The sequence below is a fragment of the Metabacillus mangrovi genome, assembly GCF_009711125.1.
GTDB classification, from domain to species: domain Bacteria; phylum Bacillota; class Bacilli; order Bacillales; family Bacillaceae; genus Metabacillus_B; species Metabacillus_B mangrovi.
The window spans coordinates 50,502-63,790 of the sequence record NZ_WMIB01000007.1; the positions used below are offsets into that span (position 1 = coordinate 50,502).

Sequence of the window (13,289 nt, forward strand, 5' to 3'; positions counted from 1 at the left end):
CGTTGGTGCATAAGGGGTTAGAGTACCTGCCCTTTGTCCCCCGATGCTTTAAAGCATGTGGGGTCGGAGGCGGTGCCTGTCCCCGGTTCTGCTAAAGCACTAAAGCTCTGGCACCGCCTCTGCGAACCGTTGGGGCATAAGGGGTCAGAGTACCTGCTCTCTGTCCCCCGATGCTTTAAAGCATGTGGGGTCGGAGGCGCTTCTGTGTGTCGGTGTTCCCAAGGTAGTAGGCAGCAACGAAGTGAAGGCCTGAATATCTCTGAATACCACACCCAGCCGGCGTTGGAGCGTACTGACTCTCCTATTCGGCGTCGGAGGCATCGTCTATCTGCTTCCACCCTGTAAATTCAATAAAGCATTCATCCTCATCTACCTCTTCCGCCCTTCCACAATCTCCTTTATTTCCTGGAGCACCGGCATTGCTTCGTACTCTTCTTCGGTGACGCGGCTCCAGACGATGCCTTCTGGTTTGGGTACGGCTGAATTGGTTTTTAGGAGGCCTTTTTCTGTTGCGATCCAGTCAGCGGTCAGGTCAAATTCTTCTACCGGGATGTCATCTTCTACAAGCTGGAGGCTGTTGACGGTTGTGATGACGGGAACAGCGGGGTTTCCGAGTTCGCGGATGATGGCATATTCGCGGTCGGCGTAGCCTTCCCCTTTTCCAAGGCGTCTGCCATCTTCGGTCATGGCTACTGAGCCGACGATGATCAGATCGATTGTTGGCATTTCAGTTAAGGCGAGCACTTTTCCATACTTGTTAATGTGACTGAGGCTTGCTGCTCTCCGTTCTTCTCCCGCTGGGACCCATTCCGGCTTCACCATGATAAAACCGGCTTTCAGCCTGGGGGTGGGGACGAGCAGGGTTTTCCCGTCCTTCAGCACCTGTGCCCTCAGCGGAAGCTGGGGGGCGTCCGGGTTCACTTTGACTGTTTTTGCTTTTTTATATTCCTCCATCCCGGTTACAAACGCTGCAGCTTTTTCAGCGCCCTTAAAGTTTGGAATTCTTCCTTTCAGCGGGAAAGGAAACCGGCCTGCTTTTTCTTCTGTGAGCACATCCCAAACTTTTTCGCGTATTTCCCTTTTATTTTTCATTCATGATTCTCCCTTTTTCTCTTATTTAACAGGAAATGAGGGCTGATTGTCATCTTTGTCCGTTTAAATGACAGCACGTTTCCCGGGAAATATTGATAATCAGCCAGAGTTTTTTCCGTTATTTCTCAAACTTTTCGGTTGCCTGTCCCTTTCACTATACTTTGCGGTTCGATATAATCGTGGAGTGGAAGTTAAAAAAACGACATTTATATAAAAGGAAAAGGTGTAGATTATGAGCGTTCTTTCTGTAAAAAATCTCAGCCATGGATTTGGCGACCGGGCTATTTTTAATGACGTTTCTTTCCGCCTTCTAAAGGGCGAGCATATCGGCCTGATCGGGGCCAATGGTGAAGGAAAGTCGACCTTCATGAATATTATTACCGGAAAGCTTGAGCCGGATGAAGGAAAAGTGGAATGGTCCAAAAAGGTGCGGACCGGCTATCTTGACCAGCATACCAACTTGGATAAGGGAATGACCATGCGTCAGGTTCTCCAGGGTGCTTTTCAGTATCTGTTTGACGTAGAAGCGGAAATGAACGGCATGTATGACAAGATGGGCAGTGCTTCGCCTGAGGAGCTTGAAAAGCTTTTGGAAGATGTGGGAATCCTGCAGGATTCTTTAACGAGTAATGATTTTTATGTGATTGATGCGAAGGTGGAGGAAGTGGCGCGGGGACTCGGTCTTACCGATATCGGCCTTGAGCGCGAGGTTCAGGATTTGAGCGGCGGTCAGCGGACGAAGGTTCTGCTTGCGAAGCTGCTCCTTGAAAAGCCGGATATCCTTCTCCTGGATGAGCCGACCAACTATCTTGATGAGCAGCATATCGGATGGCTTAAACGGTATTTGCAGGAATATGAGAATGCGTTTATATTGATTTCGCATGATATTCCGTTTTTGAACAGTGTTGTGAATTTGATCTACCATATGGAAAATCAGGAACTGAACCGGTATGTCGGCGATTATGAAAGCTTCCAGAAAGTATATGAGGTGAAAAAGCAGCAGCTGGAGTCTGCTTTTAAAAAGCAGCAGGCGGAGATTGCCGGCCTCAAGGACTTCGTAGCCCGGAATAAGGCACGTGTATCCACCCGGAACATGGCGATGTCGCGCCAGAAAAAACTCGATAAGATGGATGTGATTGAACTGGCAGCCGAAAGGCCGAAGCCACAGTTCAATTTCAAGGAATCCCGCGCTGCCGGAAAAGTAATTTTTGAGACGAAAGAGCTGATCATCGGCTACGATGAGCCTTTATCCAGACCGCTGAACTTAAAGATGGAACGCGGGCAGAAAATTGCACTTGTTGGTGCAAACGGGATAGGGAAAACGACTTTGCTCCGCAGCATTCTCGGGGAGATCAAACCGATTTCCGGGGAAGTGGACCGCGGCGACTACTTGAATATCGGCTACTTTGAGCAGGAAGTGAAAGAAGCCAACTACAATACGTGCATTGAAGAAGTGTGGAATGAGTTCCCTTCCCTGAATCAGGCGGAAGTCCGGGCAGCTCTGGCAAAATGCGGACTTACCACAAAGCATATTGAAAGCAAGATTGAAGTGTTAAGCGGTGGCGAAAAAGCAAAAGTCCGCTTCTGCAAGCTGATGAATAATGAAAGCAACGTACTCGTACTCGATGAGCCGACCAACCACTTGGATGTGGATGCAAAAACAGAGTTAAAGCGAGCTCTGAATGCTTATAAAGGAAGCATCCTCATGATCTCCCATGAACCTGAATTTTATGAAGGACTGGCGACTGAGGTATGGAACTGCGAGAACTGGACAACTAAAGTATTTTAATGAGCAAGTTTTTCCCGGGAAAGGTTTTCCCGGAAATCGTTAGGAACTTTAAAAGCAGGGAAACGATGTTTCCCTGCTTTTTCTTTATCATAATTCTCCTTTTTTCATAAGTTCCTTGACTTCTTTGGCTCTCTCCAAAATTTCCTTTTTACTGTTTTTGCTTAACTTTCCAAGGTTCTTGTAATTGAATTTCATCCGGCTGTTGGAGGATAGTTTTTCTTCATGGCGGTCCAGGTAATCGTAATAGAGCGAGTTGAACGGACAGGCGTTTTCGCCGGTTTTGTTTTTCACGTTATAATGGCAGCTGCTGCAGTAGTTGCTCATCTTATTGATGTAATTTCCAGAAGATACGTAGGGCTTTGTTGAAATCAGGCCTTCATCAGCGTATAAGGCCATTCCAAGGACGTTCGGCAGGACGACCCAGTCGTAAGCATCAATATACACTTCATTGAACCAGTCTGAAACATCGGAAGGCTTGATTCCAGCCAGTGCTGCAAAGTTGCCAAGCACCATGAGACGCTGAATATGGTGGTTGTAGCCATGTTCAATAACACTTTGGACTGATTGATGGATGCAATTCATTTTGGTGTCAGCACTCCAGTAAAAATCGGGAATCGGAAGCTGGTGATCGAGGGCGTTGACCTTTGCATAGCCAGGCATCTTCCGCAAATACACCCCTCTCATATATTCTCTCCACCCCAGCACCTGGCGGATGAATCCTTCGACGGCTGCGAGCGGGGCATCGCCATCCCGGTACGCTTTTTCAGCTTTCTCGAGCACTTCCTGCGGATGGAGGAGACCGATATTCAAGGCTCCAGATATAAGAGAGTGTGACATGAAGGGCTCTTCTTCCATCATGGCATCCTGGTAATCACCGAATGTTTCCAGGCGATGCTGAATAAAATGACGGAGAGCTTCCCTTGCTTTCCGGCGTGTAACCGGCCATTGAAAAGACTCGAGAGATCCGATGTTTTCTCCATATTGATCTTCGACCTCTCCCATTACCTTTTGTGTGATGGAATCGACCCGATAGGTTTTCGGATTTTTAAACTCAAGTCCTTGTTTTGGAGGTTTACGATTATCCTGGTCAAAGCTCCACTTGCCTCCTGCAGGCTCTGAGCCGTCCATGAGAATGCCGAAATTTTTTCGCAGTTTGCGGTACACTGGATCAAGCTTCCACTCTTCACCGTCCGGCAGGAAAGTATCCCACTCCTCTTCCCTTGTCAGGAACAGGGCATCTTCCTCCAGAAAATCCACGTTGATGTCCTGATCCTTTTTCCACTTTTTCAGTTTTTTTCTCATCCGGTAATCTGCAGGCAAATGTAGACAAGCTTCCTCAGGATGATGCTCTTTTACGTGTTCTTCCCATCCTTCCTCAAAGGAATCACACTTCCGGTAATCCACTTGATATCCCTTTTCCTTTAATTCCTCAGCAAAGTGACGCATCGCTGAAAATAAAAGGACCAGTTTCTGTTTGTGATAATGCTGCCACTGCGAGCGGGACTTTGCTTCGATTAGAAGGATCATATCCTTTTCCCTGTCCATCTCCTGAATTCCTTTCAGTTTTATGGACAGCTGATGGCCAAATATCCAGACGGTTTTCATTTTCCGGAGCTCCCTTCTTTTCCCTTCTTATCTCATTCCTGCCGGATTGACTCCGTAAACAAATTCAACACATTCTTTACTCAGCACGTGCAATAAAATAAAATAAAAAAGCCGGGAGGGTGGAAACATGAAAAAAGTTTGGCTGGCCTTATTTCTTCTGACGGTGCTTGCTGCATGCAGCTCCGGACAGAAGGATGTCAGTGCCTACATAGAAAAAATCAGTGAGTGGAACGCCGAAGAATATGAAATTATTAAAGACTATGAAGCCGCCTATCATGATGCTGCCTTTCCAAAAGAGGAGTATGATGAGATCCTGAACAAAGCGTACAGGCACTATCCGGCATTTATTGAAAAAGTGGGCGGCTACAAGCCTCAAGCGCGGGATCTGCAAGGACTGCATAAGACTTATATGGATTCTTTAAACAGCTATTATGAACTGATGAAACTTGAGAAAAACAATCAGGCGGACGGGGAGAAATTTGCGGAACAGGCATCAGAATCTGTTACGCTTGCCGGACAGTTCGAGGAGAAATTGGAGAAGCTTGCCTCTTCGCATGGAATCGTGCTGGAGTGGGAGAAATTCGATTAAATGATAAAAGCCCGGGGCTCTCCCGGGCGGGTATTATGAGATCTATTTGGAAAGGAAGGCTTGAATGGCTTTTGGCAGTGTGCTGACAGAAGGGACGTCAAGATCAGCGCCCGACTGGTTCATCGCTTTCACGTGCGATGGAGTCAGACCGGTAAACACAGGCTCCACTCCAAGCAGCCTGAATTCTGCTGTTAATTTTCCAAGCTCCACCAGTCCATCTGAGGTAAGAGAGCCAATCCCGTGAAAGTCGAGGATGGCATGTTCAAAATGCTTCGCGAAGAGACTGTCCAGCAGTCTCTTCCTGTTTTTTATGATCAGATTTTCATCGAGGTTTCCGAATAACGGGATAAGCACTAATTTAGATGTGAGCGATATTGCTGGTCCGGACAGCTCTGTGATTTTATCGAGAGATTTCTCCAGGGCTTCTTTTTGAAAAAACAGCTCCAAATCTGTTTCAGCCAGCCTTTTTTGCTGCTGGCTTACTTTATTTAAAAGCTTTTCCATATGGGTATCCTGCGGTTCACAGATGAGGTGTCCTTCATTGCCGTCCCACCTGATGGTCAGCTTAAAAGTTGATAAAGGCCCCTTAGCAGGATGCATCGCGAGCTCTGTCACTTTTTTGCCATCACCTGACAGAAATTTTTCCGCCTTCCCCCTGCTGTCTTCATCTGCAAGATCCAGGATGGAAGTATCCTTTGAGCATGCAAACAGACTTCCCGCTTCATCTGAATACTCTAGGATTTGAAACCTTTTGTTTATTAAAAAAAACGGAACTGGAAGATATTTGCTATTTAACAATTCGTTCTCCTCCGGAGCGGACTAGATCAAACCAATCAACGAGCTGGGTAAGCGATGGAACAAAACATGTCTTTTCTGAACCGTATTTTCTGAAATCGCTGGTTGCCAAAAGACGGCCTCCAAGCAAAACAGATGGAGCCGATTCTAATCCTTCAAATTCCTCAATGTAGTTTTTCAGGACGCTTGCGCGGTAACTCAGGCTAAAAGAAAGCCCAATCACCTCAGGCTGCCATTTTTTCGCGGCAGACAACGCATATTCAAGTGGAAGGTTCGGCCCCATGAATTTCGTTTCCCATCCGTTTTCTTCAAAAAGAATATGGACGAGCTTCAAGCCGATAAAATGGTCCTCGTCCTGTACACATAGAAACATTGCTTTTTTCCGGCTGTTCTCGTGCGGAATTCGTTCTCTCACATAATATTGGTACTTTGTCAGGAGATAGTCACACGTTGAGGTGGCCAAATGTTCATCCGCCACTGTGACTTCGTTGTTCTCCCACAGTACACCCACGTATCTCATTGCTTCCGTAATCAGATCTTCAAATATTTGAACGGTTCCTGCACCATTATCCATTTGCCGCTGAATCAAATCCCATGCGGATTCATGATCTCCATCTAAAAGCATCCATGCAAATTTTTGAGGAGTATTCATTCTTTCACCCCTTGCCGGTAGGTTATATGCTTTCTACCCTACCATCTTTTCTTGTAAAGTACGAACAATTAGGGCTGGTAATATTATCTTACCTGATATATAATCATATCATTTTTTTCAGAAAAATGAATGTCAGAGATCGTAATTTGGTTGAAAAAGCACAGATTTCGACTAAAAAAACCCCTGAAATGCTCTGCTGCATTCCAGGGTACCTGCTCTTTAACGAGATTTGGATTGTTCGATTTCTTCCAGAATGAGTGACAGTTCTGTCCATCGTTCCATGGAATGCTCGAGCGTTTCCTCTGTCAGTCTTTGTTCCTCCATCAGCTTCTGGATTTTCCCGAAATCACTGCCTGCGCTGTCAATACCGGCCTGCAGTTCCTCAAGTTTTCCTTCTAATGCTGCAATTTTGTCTTCAAGTCCATTCCATTCCTGCTGTTCTTTGTAGGACAGTTTTTTCCGCGTTTCCTTCACCGGCACTTCAGCAGGCTTCGCTTCCTTCTTAGCCGGCACCTGCTTCTTCCGTTCATCTGTATACTCGGTATAGTTGCCGTAGAATTTCTCGATCTCTCCGCTGCTTTTGAATATAAACAGCTGATCGATAACGCGGTCAAGGAAGTAGCGGTCATGGGAAACGGTAATGACCACTCCCGGAAAGACATCCAAATACTCCTCTAGAACCCCCAATGTCTGGGTATCCAGATCATTCGTCGGCTCATCGAGAAAAAGAACGTTCGGCTCCTGCATCAATACGTTCAGCAGGTACAGCCTTCTCCGCTCCCCTCCGGAAAGCTTCCGGATGTAGGTGTACTGCATGGAACGCGGGAACAGGAAACGTTCCAGCATTTGCTCAGCCGTTATGGAGGTTCCATCAGATGTATACACTACTTCAGCAGTTTCCTTAATGTAATCGATCATCCGCAAATCCTCATCCATGTCGGAATGATCTTGTGTATAATAGCCGATTTTAACTGTTTCCCCTGTCTCAATGGTCCCGCTGTCTGGCTGCAGTTTGCCTGCCAGCATATTCAGCAGGGTCGTTTTCCCGCTTCCGTTCGGCCCGATCAGGCCGAGACGGTCACCGGGTACGACCAGATAGCTGAAATCCCGGATCAGCTGACGGCCTTCAAAACTCTTCCCGACATCGGTCAACTCGATTACTTTTTTCCCGAGCCTTGTGCTGCCGAGGGCAAACTGAAGACCTGATTTTGATGTGTCGAATTTCTGTTCCTTCATTTCTTCAACACGCTGAATCCGGGCCTTCTGTTTCGTCGTTCTCGCCTTTGCCCCTCGTCGGAGCCATGCGAGCTCGCGCCTCAGAGTGTTTTGGTGCTTCGCCTCGCTTTGAAGTTCCTGCTCTTCGCGCTCCGCTTTTTTCTCAAGAAACATTTCATAGTTTCCTTCATAGAGGTAAAGCTTTCCTTTATCCAGCTCAAAAATCTGATTTGTAACCCGGTTCAGGAAATACCGGTCATGGGTCACGACGATAAATGCACCTTTATACTGGGAAAGAAAAGCTTCCAGCCACTCGATTGTATCCTGGTCGAGATGGTTGGTTGGCTCATCGAGAATCAGCAGATCGGCCGGCTGGATTAACGCTTTCGCAATCGCCACCCGCTTTGCCTGACCGCCGGAAAGCTCGCGGATTTTTTTAGAAAAGCTTGTGATCCCCAATCGGGTCAGCACCGTTTTCGCAGTGGTAATCGCATCCCATGCGTTCAGCTCATCCACTTTTTGCTGCATGGCGATTAGGGCTGCCTGCTTTTTCTCATCAGCAGGGTTTTCTTCAAGCTCTGCCAGCGCCTTTTCATAGTCTCTCATTCCACGCATGACCGCTGCATCCCCAAAGTAAATCTGGTCAAGAACCGTCAGATCTTCGTTAAGCGCAGGGGCCTGCGGCAGGTATTCAATGTGAAAAGCGTTGGCATGAATCATTTTGCCTGATTCCGCTGACTCCGCGCCTGCCAGATATTTAAGCAAGGTGGATTTGCCCGTTCCGTTCACCCCGATCAGCCCGATTCGGTGTTTTTCGGAAATGGAAAAGGAAAGGTGATCAAAGAGCACCTTTTCCCCATAAGTTTTATACAAATTTTCTACTGTGAGCATGCTCATAAGATTGACCAGCCTCTGTTTTTATTTAAGCTTAAGCTTCGCAAGAGCGTCCGCTAAAGCATTATTTGAAAAATCATCATCTTGTTTCTTCATATAGTTTGCTACTTCTTTTTTAGATACATTATGGCTCTTCTCTTTTTTGCGGCGCTCATTGAAGGTTGATAACTTTTCACGGTGTCCGCACACACAGGTAAACATCTGCCCTTCCCCTTCGCCTCTCAGCTCAAGACGCTTATGGCACTTTGGACAGCGGGCATTCGTCGTCTTGGAGATGTTTTTCCGGTTTCCGCACTCGCGGTCCTGGCAGACGAGCATCTTTCCTTTTTTCCCTTTTACCTCAAGCATGAGCTTGCCGCAATCCGGACATTTTGTCCCTGTTACATTATCATGCTTGAATTTCTGGCCGCTGTTCTTGATGTCTGTTACAACCTGGCCGGCATATGCTTTCATTTCGGAGATAAACCGGTCCTTCGGAAGCTTTCCTTTTGCGATCGCCGCAAGTTTTTGCTCCCATTCCGCCGTCAGTACAGGTGACTTCAGTTCCTCCGGCACAAGTCCGAGAAGCTGCTTTCCTTTGGACGTTACTTTAATATGCTTTCCTTGTTTTTCGATGACAAAGGAACTGAATAGCTTCTCAATAATGTCCGCGCGGGTCGCGACCGTCCCGAGCCCGCCAGTCTCACCGATGGTTTTGATCAGGTCCTGATCCTCGCCGGCCATGAATTTCGCCGGATTTTCCATCGCGGAAAGCAGCGTTCCTTCATTAAACCGTTCAGGCGGCTTCGTTTCCCCTTCTGTCTCGATCAGCTTCGGCTGAAAAGCCTCGCCTTCTTTTACAAGAGGAACATCCGATGCAGCTTCCTCTTCAGGGTCTTTACCGGCTGCTTCCTTCCAGCCAAGGGAAAGCACGCGGTTTCCTTTAGCCGTGAAAACCTCGCCTCCGATGTCTGCTGTAATTGAGGTCTGCTCGTATTCATAAGGTTCGGACAGGACGGCAAGGAACCTTCTTACGATTAAGTCGTAAATATTCCGTTCCTGGCTTGTTAAAGAGGATAGCAGCGGCGTTTCCTCTGTCGGGATGATCGCATGGTGATCGGAAACCTTCGAATCATCAACGAACGCCTTGCTCGTCTTAATGCCTTTTTTCAAAATCGACATGGCATATGGTGCATACGGCTTAATCTCTACTGCCTTTACGCGGTCCTTTAACGTAGCCGTCATGTCAGAGGACAAAAACCTGGAATCTGTACGCGGATACGTTACCGCTTTATGCTGCTCATACAGCTTCTGCATGATGGACAATGTCTGCTTGGCAGAATACTCAAAGCGTTTATATGCATCGCGCTGGAGTTCTGTCAGATCATAAAGTGCCGGTGCAAAACTCTTCTTTTTTGTTCTTTTGACCTCTTTAATGAAGCCCTGCTTGCCCTGCAGTTTAGCGAGCAGACTGTCCGCCTCACCTTTATCAAACATTCTCGTCTCATTCGTCCGGCCGCTGCGCCACGCGAGCTTCAAACCGTTTCCGGCGGAAGCGCTGATTCCATAGAATTTTTTCGGCTTGAATTCAGCGATTTCCTCTTCTCTTTTTGCAATCATTGCAAGGGTCGGGGTCTGAACACGTCCACATGAAAGCTGGGCATTGAACTTTGTCGTAAGAGCGCGGGTCGCGTTAATTCCGACAAACCAGTCTGCCTCAGACCGCGCAACCGCTGAGTGATAAAGAAATTCATATTCTCCTCCATCCTTCAGGTTCTGGAACCCTTGACGGATCGCCTGGTCTGTAACAGATGAGATCCACAGTCGCTTCAGCGGCTTGCTGACCTTCGCCTTCTCCAAAATCCAGCGTGCCACAAGCTCCCCCTCACGCCCGGCATCCGTTGCAATTACAATATCTGTTACGTCGCCGCGGTTCAGCAGCGCCTTCACCGCATGAAACTGCTTGCTGCTCTGCTTGATCACCGTCAGCTTCAGCTGATCCGGCATAATCGGCAGCTCATTCAAATCCCATGATTTATACTTCTGGTCATACATCTCCGGATCCGCCAGCGTCACCAAATGGCCGAGCGCCCATGTCACGATATACCGGCTGCCCTCAAGATACCCATTGCCCTTCCGCTCAGCTTTCAGAACGCGGGCAATATCCCGTGCCACTGACGGCTTTTCTGCTAAAACCACTGTCTTACTCATGTAAACATCCTTCCTTTATATACACGCGGACCATCTCCGCCGCTGTTTGTCTTTCAAAATCCTGCTGCAAAACACCCGCTTCTGCCGGTCTCTGCACGAATAAATAGCCTTCTTACAGTTTATCAGAAATTGGGGGAGGTGCAAGGAATGGGGGTGGGGTGGAGGGTGGTAGGGTGGCGGAGTACTTTGGGCGGAGAGACAGTGAACTGAGGGCGGGGTCAGTCCCGCTCTGCTTTAAAGCATGTGGGGACAGAGACTTGAAGCGGGAAACCCTTGGGGCAGAAGGGATTGGGGTGGCGGTCCCCGAGCTTTAGTTCGGTAGAGAATGTGGGGACTGGCACGGTGCCAGTCCCCTTCTGCTTTAACGCAGCGGGGGACAGAGGGACGAGTCTGCAAACCCATGTGCGGCAAGGGTTTGCAGAAACGGTGCCTGAGCTTTTGTGCTTTAGCAGAGTGAGGGACCCCGCTGAACCAGACCTGTACATGTCTTAAACCTTCTACCCTAAACCTATCCTAAAACTCCCCAAACCCACCCTCAAAACAAAAAAAGAACCCCAAAACTAAAAGGGGTTCTCTCACTCTTTACCTTCTCCGTCCATTCCGATTCCTGTCTTCTTCAGTCAAGATTTCTCCGCCGAAGAGGATGCGGCGCTCGAGGGTGAGGCCGAGTTTGCCGGCGTATTGTTTGAGTTCGCGCTCTTCGCGTTCGCTGACGAGGGAGATGACGGTTCCGCTTGCGGTGGATCCGAGTCTGCCTGTGCGGCCGGAGCGGTGGACGAATTGGTCGATGCTTTCCGGGAAATCAAGGTGGACGACTTGTTCAAGGTCCTGGATGTCGAGTCCTCTTGCCGCGACGTCGGTTGCGAGGAGCAGCTGGACGTCGCCTTTGCGGAATTTCCGCAGCGCTGCTTCACGGTCGGTTTTTCCGCTTTCGCTGTGCAGGAGGCTGACCGGCATGCGGTTATAAGCCAGTTTTTCCGCAGCGACGTTGGCACTGCCGATGTCTTTAATGAAGGCCAGTGTTTTGACTGGAGCGGCTCTCATGATTTTTTCAAGGGCCCTCAGCTTGTCGCGCTGTTCGCTGACAATATAGACATGGCGCACTTCTGCTTTGATCGCCTGTTCGCGGTCGACTTGAATGGTAACCGGTTCGTTCATTAGCGCAGATGCGAGCTCTTCTGTTTTAACAGCAAGGGTTGCTGAATAGAGAAGCAGCTGGCGGTCGCGCTGTGTGCTTTTTATCACTTCTTCAATTGTTTTCATGTGCTCCGGAACAAGAAGCTGATCTCCTTCATCCAGAACGATTGTTTTGACTTCATGCATTTTCAGCTTCTTCATTTTGATCAGCTCGAGAAGTTTTCCTGGTGTACCGCTTACGATATGAGGATTCTTCTTCAATTTTTCCAGCTGTCTTTTCGGGTTCGCTCCGCCGATGAAGGAGGCGGTTCTCAGTTCGCTGCCTTTCGTCCATTCCTGGATGACGGAGTGAATTTGCATGACGAGTTCATGGGAAGAGGCCATGATGACGGCTTGCGGCTGTTTGCCGGCTGCGTTCAGCCTCTGCAGCACCGGGAGCAGATAGGCGAGAGTCTTTCCGCTTCCAGTCGGAGATTTGGCAAGTACATCTTTATTTTCCATAATCGGCTGGACCGATTGGGCTTGTACAGTTGTTGGAGCTTGATAGGCCGCGCGTGTCCAGGCTTCCTGGATGAACGGCTGGAATGTTTGTATAAATCCTGTTTCCTGTGACATTCCTTCAACACCTTTTCGTTTAGTTAGTATGAACAGTGTAAATCATAGCATTTTTCCATCTGAAATGCCACGGCACCTCCCATTTGACCCGGGGACAGCTGCGTGCTACAATAACTTACGAACGTTCGTAAGGGAGAGTGAAATCGATGACTTCTGAGGAACTTAAGGAAAAAGCACTTCTCATTTTTGCTGAGCACGGCTATGAAGGAGCGTCCCTTTCGCTGATTGCAGATCAAGCGGGGATTAAAAAACAGTCCATTTATTCACACTATAAAAGCAAGGATGAGCTGTTTTTGAAAACTGTTGAAGATGTCTTCAGCCGTGAACTGGTTCAGGCAAAAAAGCGGCTCATGGAAAACAAGCCTCTCAAGGAGCTTCTTTCTTCGTATTTAAAAGACTACTTGGAGAAATATGAACAAGACCCAGCCACCCGCTTTTGGCTGAGAATGGCTTTTTTCCCGCCTGCCCACCTTTATGATGAAGTGATGATTCCTGTATATCGTCATCTCGATACACTGGAGGAGACTTTAACTGAACTTTTTGAACGCTCTTCCATACAGGCAGATCCAAAAGAAGCGGCATTAGCCTATCTTGGGGTTCTGGATAGCCTTTTCGTGGAAATGCTTTACGGCAGCAAAGATCGTCAAGTTAATCGAATGAATGCATCCTTCAACATTTTTTGGAAGGGGATATTAAAGATAAAGGAGGAGTAGGCG

The 13,289-nt window shown here is 48.0% G+C and carries 11 protein-coding genes; 4 read left to right on the forward strand and 7 right to left on the reverse strand.

Features of this window, described 5'->3' with window-relative positions; genetic code table 11:
• Positions 1 to 369: 369 nt before the first annotated feature.
• Positions 370 to 1,092, reverse strand: a complete 723-nt coding sequence (locus GKZ89_RS09275; RefSeq protein ID WP_155112125.1) for a 5-formyltetrahydrofolate cyclo-ligase — start codon at positions 1,090 to 1,092, stop codon at positions 370 to 372.
• Positions 1,093 to 1,324: 232 nt separating this feature from the next.
• Between GKZ89_RS09275 and GKZ89_RS09280 the strand changes: the two genes are divergently transcribed.
• The gene (locus GKZ89_RS09280) at positions 1,325 to 2,881 is read left to right on the forward strand and encodes an ABC-F family ATP-binding cassette domain-containing protein (RefSeq protein WP_155112126.1); all 1,557 of its coding nucleotides are present in this window, start codon (positions 1,325 to 1,327) and stop codon (positions 2,879 to 2,881) included.
• A gap of 87 nt (positions 2,882 to 2,968) precedes the next feature.
• On the opposite strand, the gene GKZ89_RS09285 is transcribed toward GKZ89_RS09280, so the two are convergent.
• A complete protein-coding gene (locus tag GKZ89_RS09285; protein WP_155112127.1) occupies positions 2,969 to 4,486 on the reverse strand; it encodes a cryptochrome/photolyase family protein in 1,518 nt (505 codons plus the stop codon).
• Positions 4,487 to 4,613: 127 nt separating this feature from the next.
• Here GKZ89_RS09285 and GKZ89_RS09290 point away from each other — a divergent pair, with 127 nt between their 5' ends.
• Positions 4,614 to 5,075 (forward strand): hypothetical protein, encoded by a 462-nt coding sequence (locus tag GKZ89_RS09290; protein ID WP_155112128.1) that lies wholly within the window; start codon positions 4,614 to 4,616, stop codon positions 5,073 to 5,075.
• A 42-nt stretch (positions 5,076 to 5,117) separates the two neighbouring features.
• On the opposite strand, the gene GKZ89_RS09295 is transcribed toward GKZ89_RS09290, so the two are convergent.
• The 4 genes from GKZ89_RS09295 to GKZ89_RS09310 all read right to left on the reverse strand — a co-directional run bounded on the left by GKZ89_RS09295 (position 5,118) and on the right by GKZ89_RS09310 (position 10,821).
• The gene (locus GKZ89_RS09295; protein WP_155112129.1) at positions 5,118 to 5,873 is read right to left on the reverse strand and encodes an STAS domain-containing protein; all 756 of its coding nucleotides are present in this window, start codon (positions 5,871 to 5,873) and stop codon (positions 5,118 to 5,120) included.
• Positions 5,863 to 6,522: a cobalamin B12-binding domain-containing protein gene (locus GKZ89_RS09300; protein ID WP_155112130.1), complete on the reverse strand. Its 660-nt coding sequence runs from the start codon at positions 6,520 to 6,522 to the stop codon at positions 5,863 to 5,865. Before GKZ89_RS09300 ends, GKZ89_RS09295 begins: the two co-directional genes overlap by 11 nt.
• Positions 6,523 to 6,741: 219 nt before the next feature.
• Positions 6,742 to 8,634 (reverse strand): ABC-F family ATP-binding cassette domain-containing protein, encoded by a 1,893-nt coding sequence (locus tag GKZ89_RS09305; RefSeq protein WP_155112131.1) that lies wholly within the window; start codon positions 8,632 to 8,634, stop codon positions 6,742 to 6,744.
• A 21-nt stretch (positions 8,635 to 8,655) separates the two neighbouring features.
• Entirely contained in the window at positions 8,656 to 10,821 is a 2,166-nt protein-coding gene (locus GKZ89_RS09310; RefSeq protein ID WP_155112132.1) for a DNA topoisomerase III, read from the reverse strand.
• 173 nt (positions 10,822 to 10,994) lie between these two features.
• Here GKZ89_RS09310 and GKZ89_RS09315 point away from each other — a divergent pair, with 173 nt between their 5' ends.
• The gene (locus GKZ89_RS09315) at positions 10,995 to 11,135 is read left to right on the forward strand and encodes a hypothetical protein (protein ID WP_155112133.1); all 141 of its coding nucleotides are present in this window, start codon (positions 10,995 to 10,997) and stop codon (positions 11,133 to 11,135) included.
• A 268-nt stretch (positions 11,136 to 11,403) separates the two neighbouring features.
• Here GKZ89_RS09315 and GKZ89_RS09320 read toward each other — a convergent pair whose 3' ends face one another.
• Positions 11,404 to 12,573: a DEAD/DEAH box helicase gene (locus GKZ89_RS09320; RefSeq protein ID WP_155112134.1), complete on the reverse strand. Its 1,170-nt coding sequence runs from the start codon at positions 12,571 to 12,573 to the stop codon at positions 11,404 to 11,406.
• Positions 12,574 to 12,719: 146 nt separating this feature from the next.
• Between GKZ89_RS09320 and GKZ89_RS09325 the strand changes: the two genes are divergently transcribed.
• Positions 12,720 to 13,286, forward strand: coding sequence for a TetR/AcrR family transcriptional regulator (locus tag GKZ89_RS09325; protein WP_155112135.1), 567 nt, complete (start codon positions 12,720 to 12,722; stop codon positions 13,284 to 13,286).
• Positions 13,287 to 13,289 lie beyond the last annotated feature (3 nt).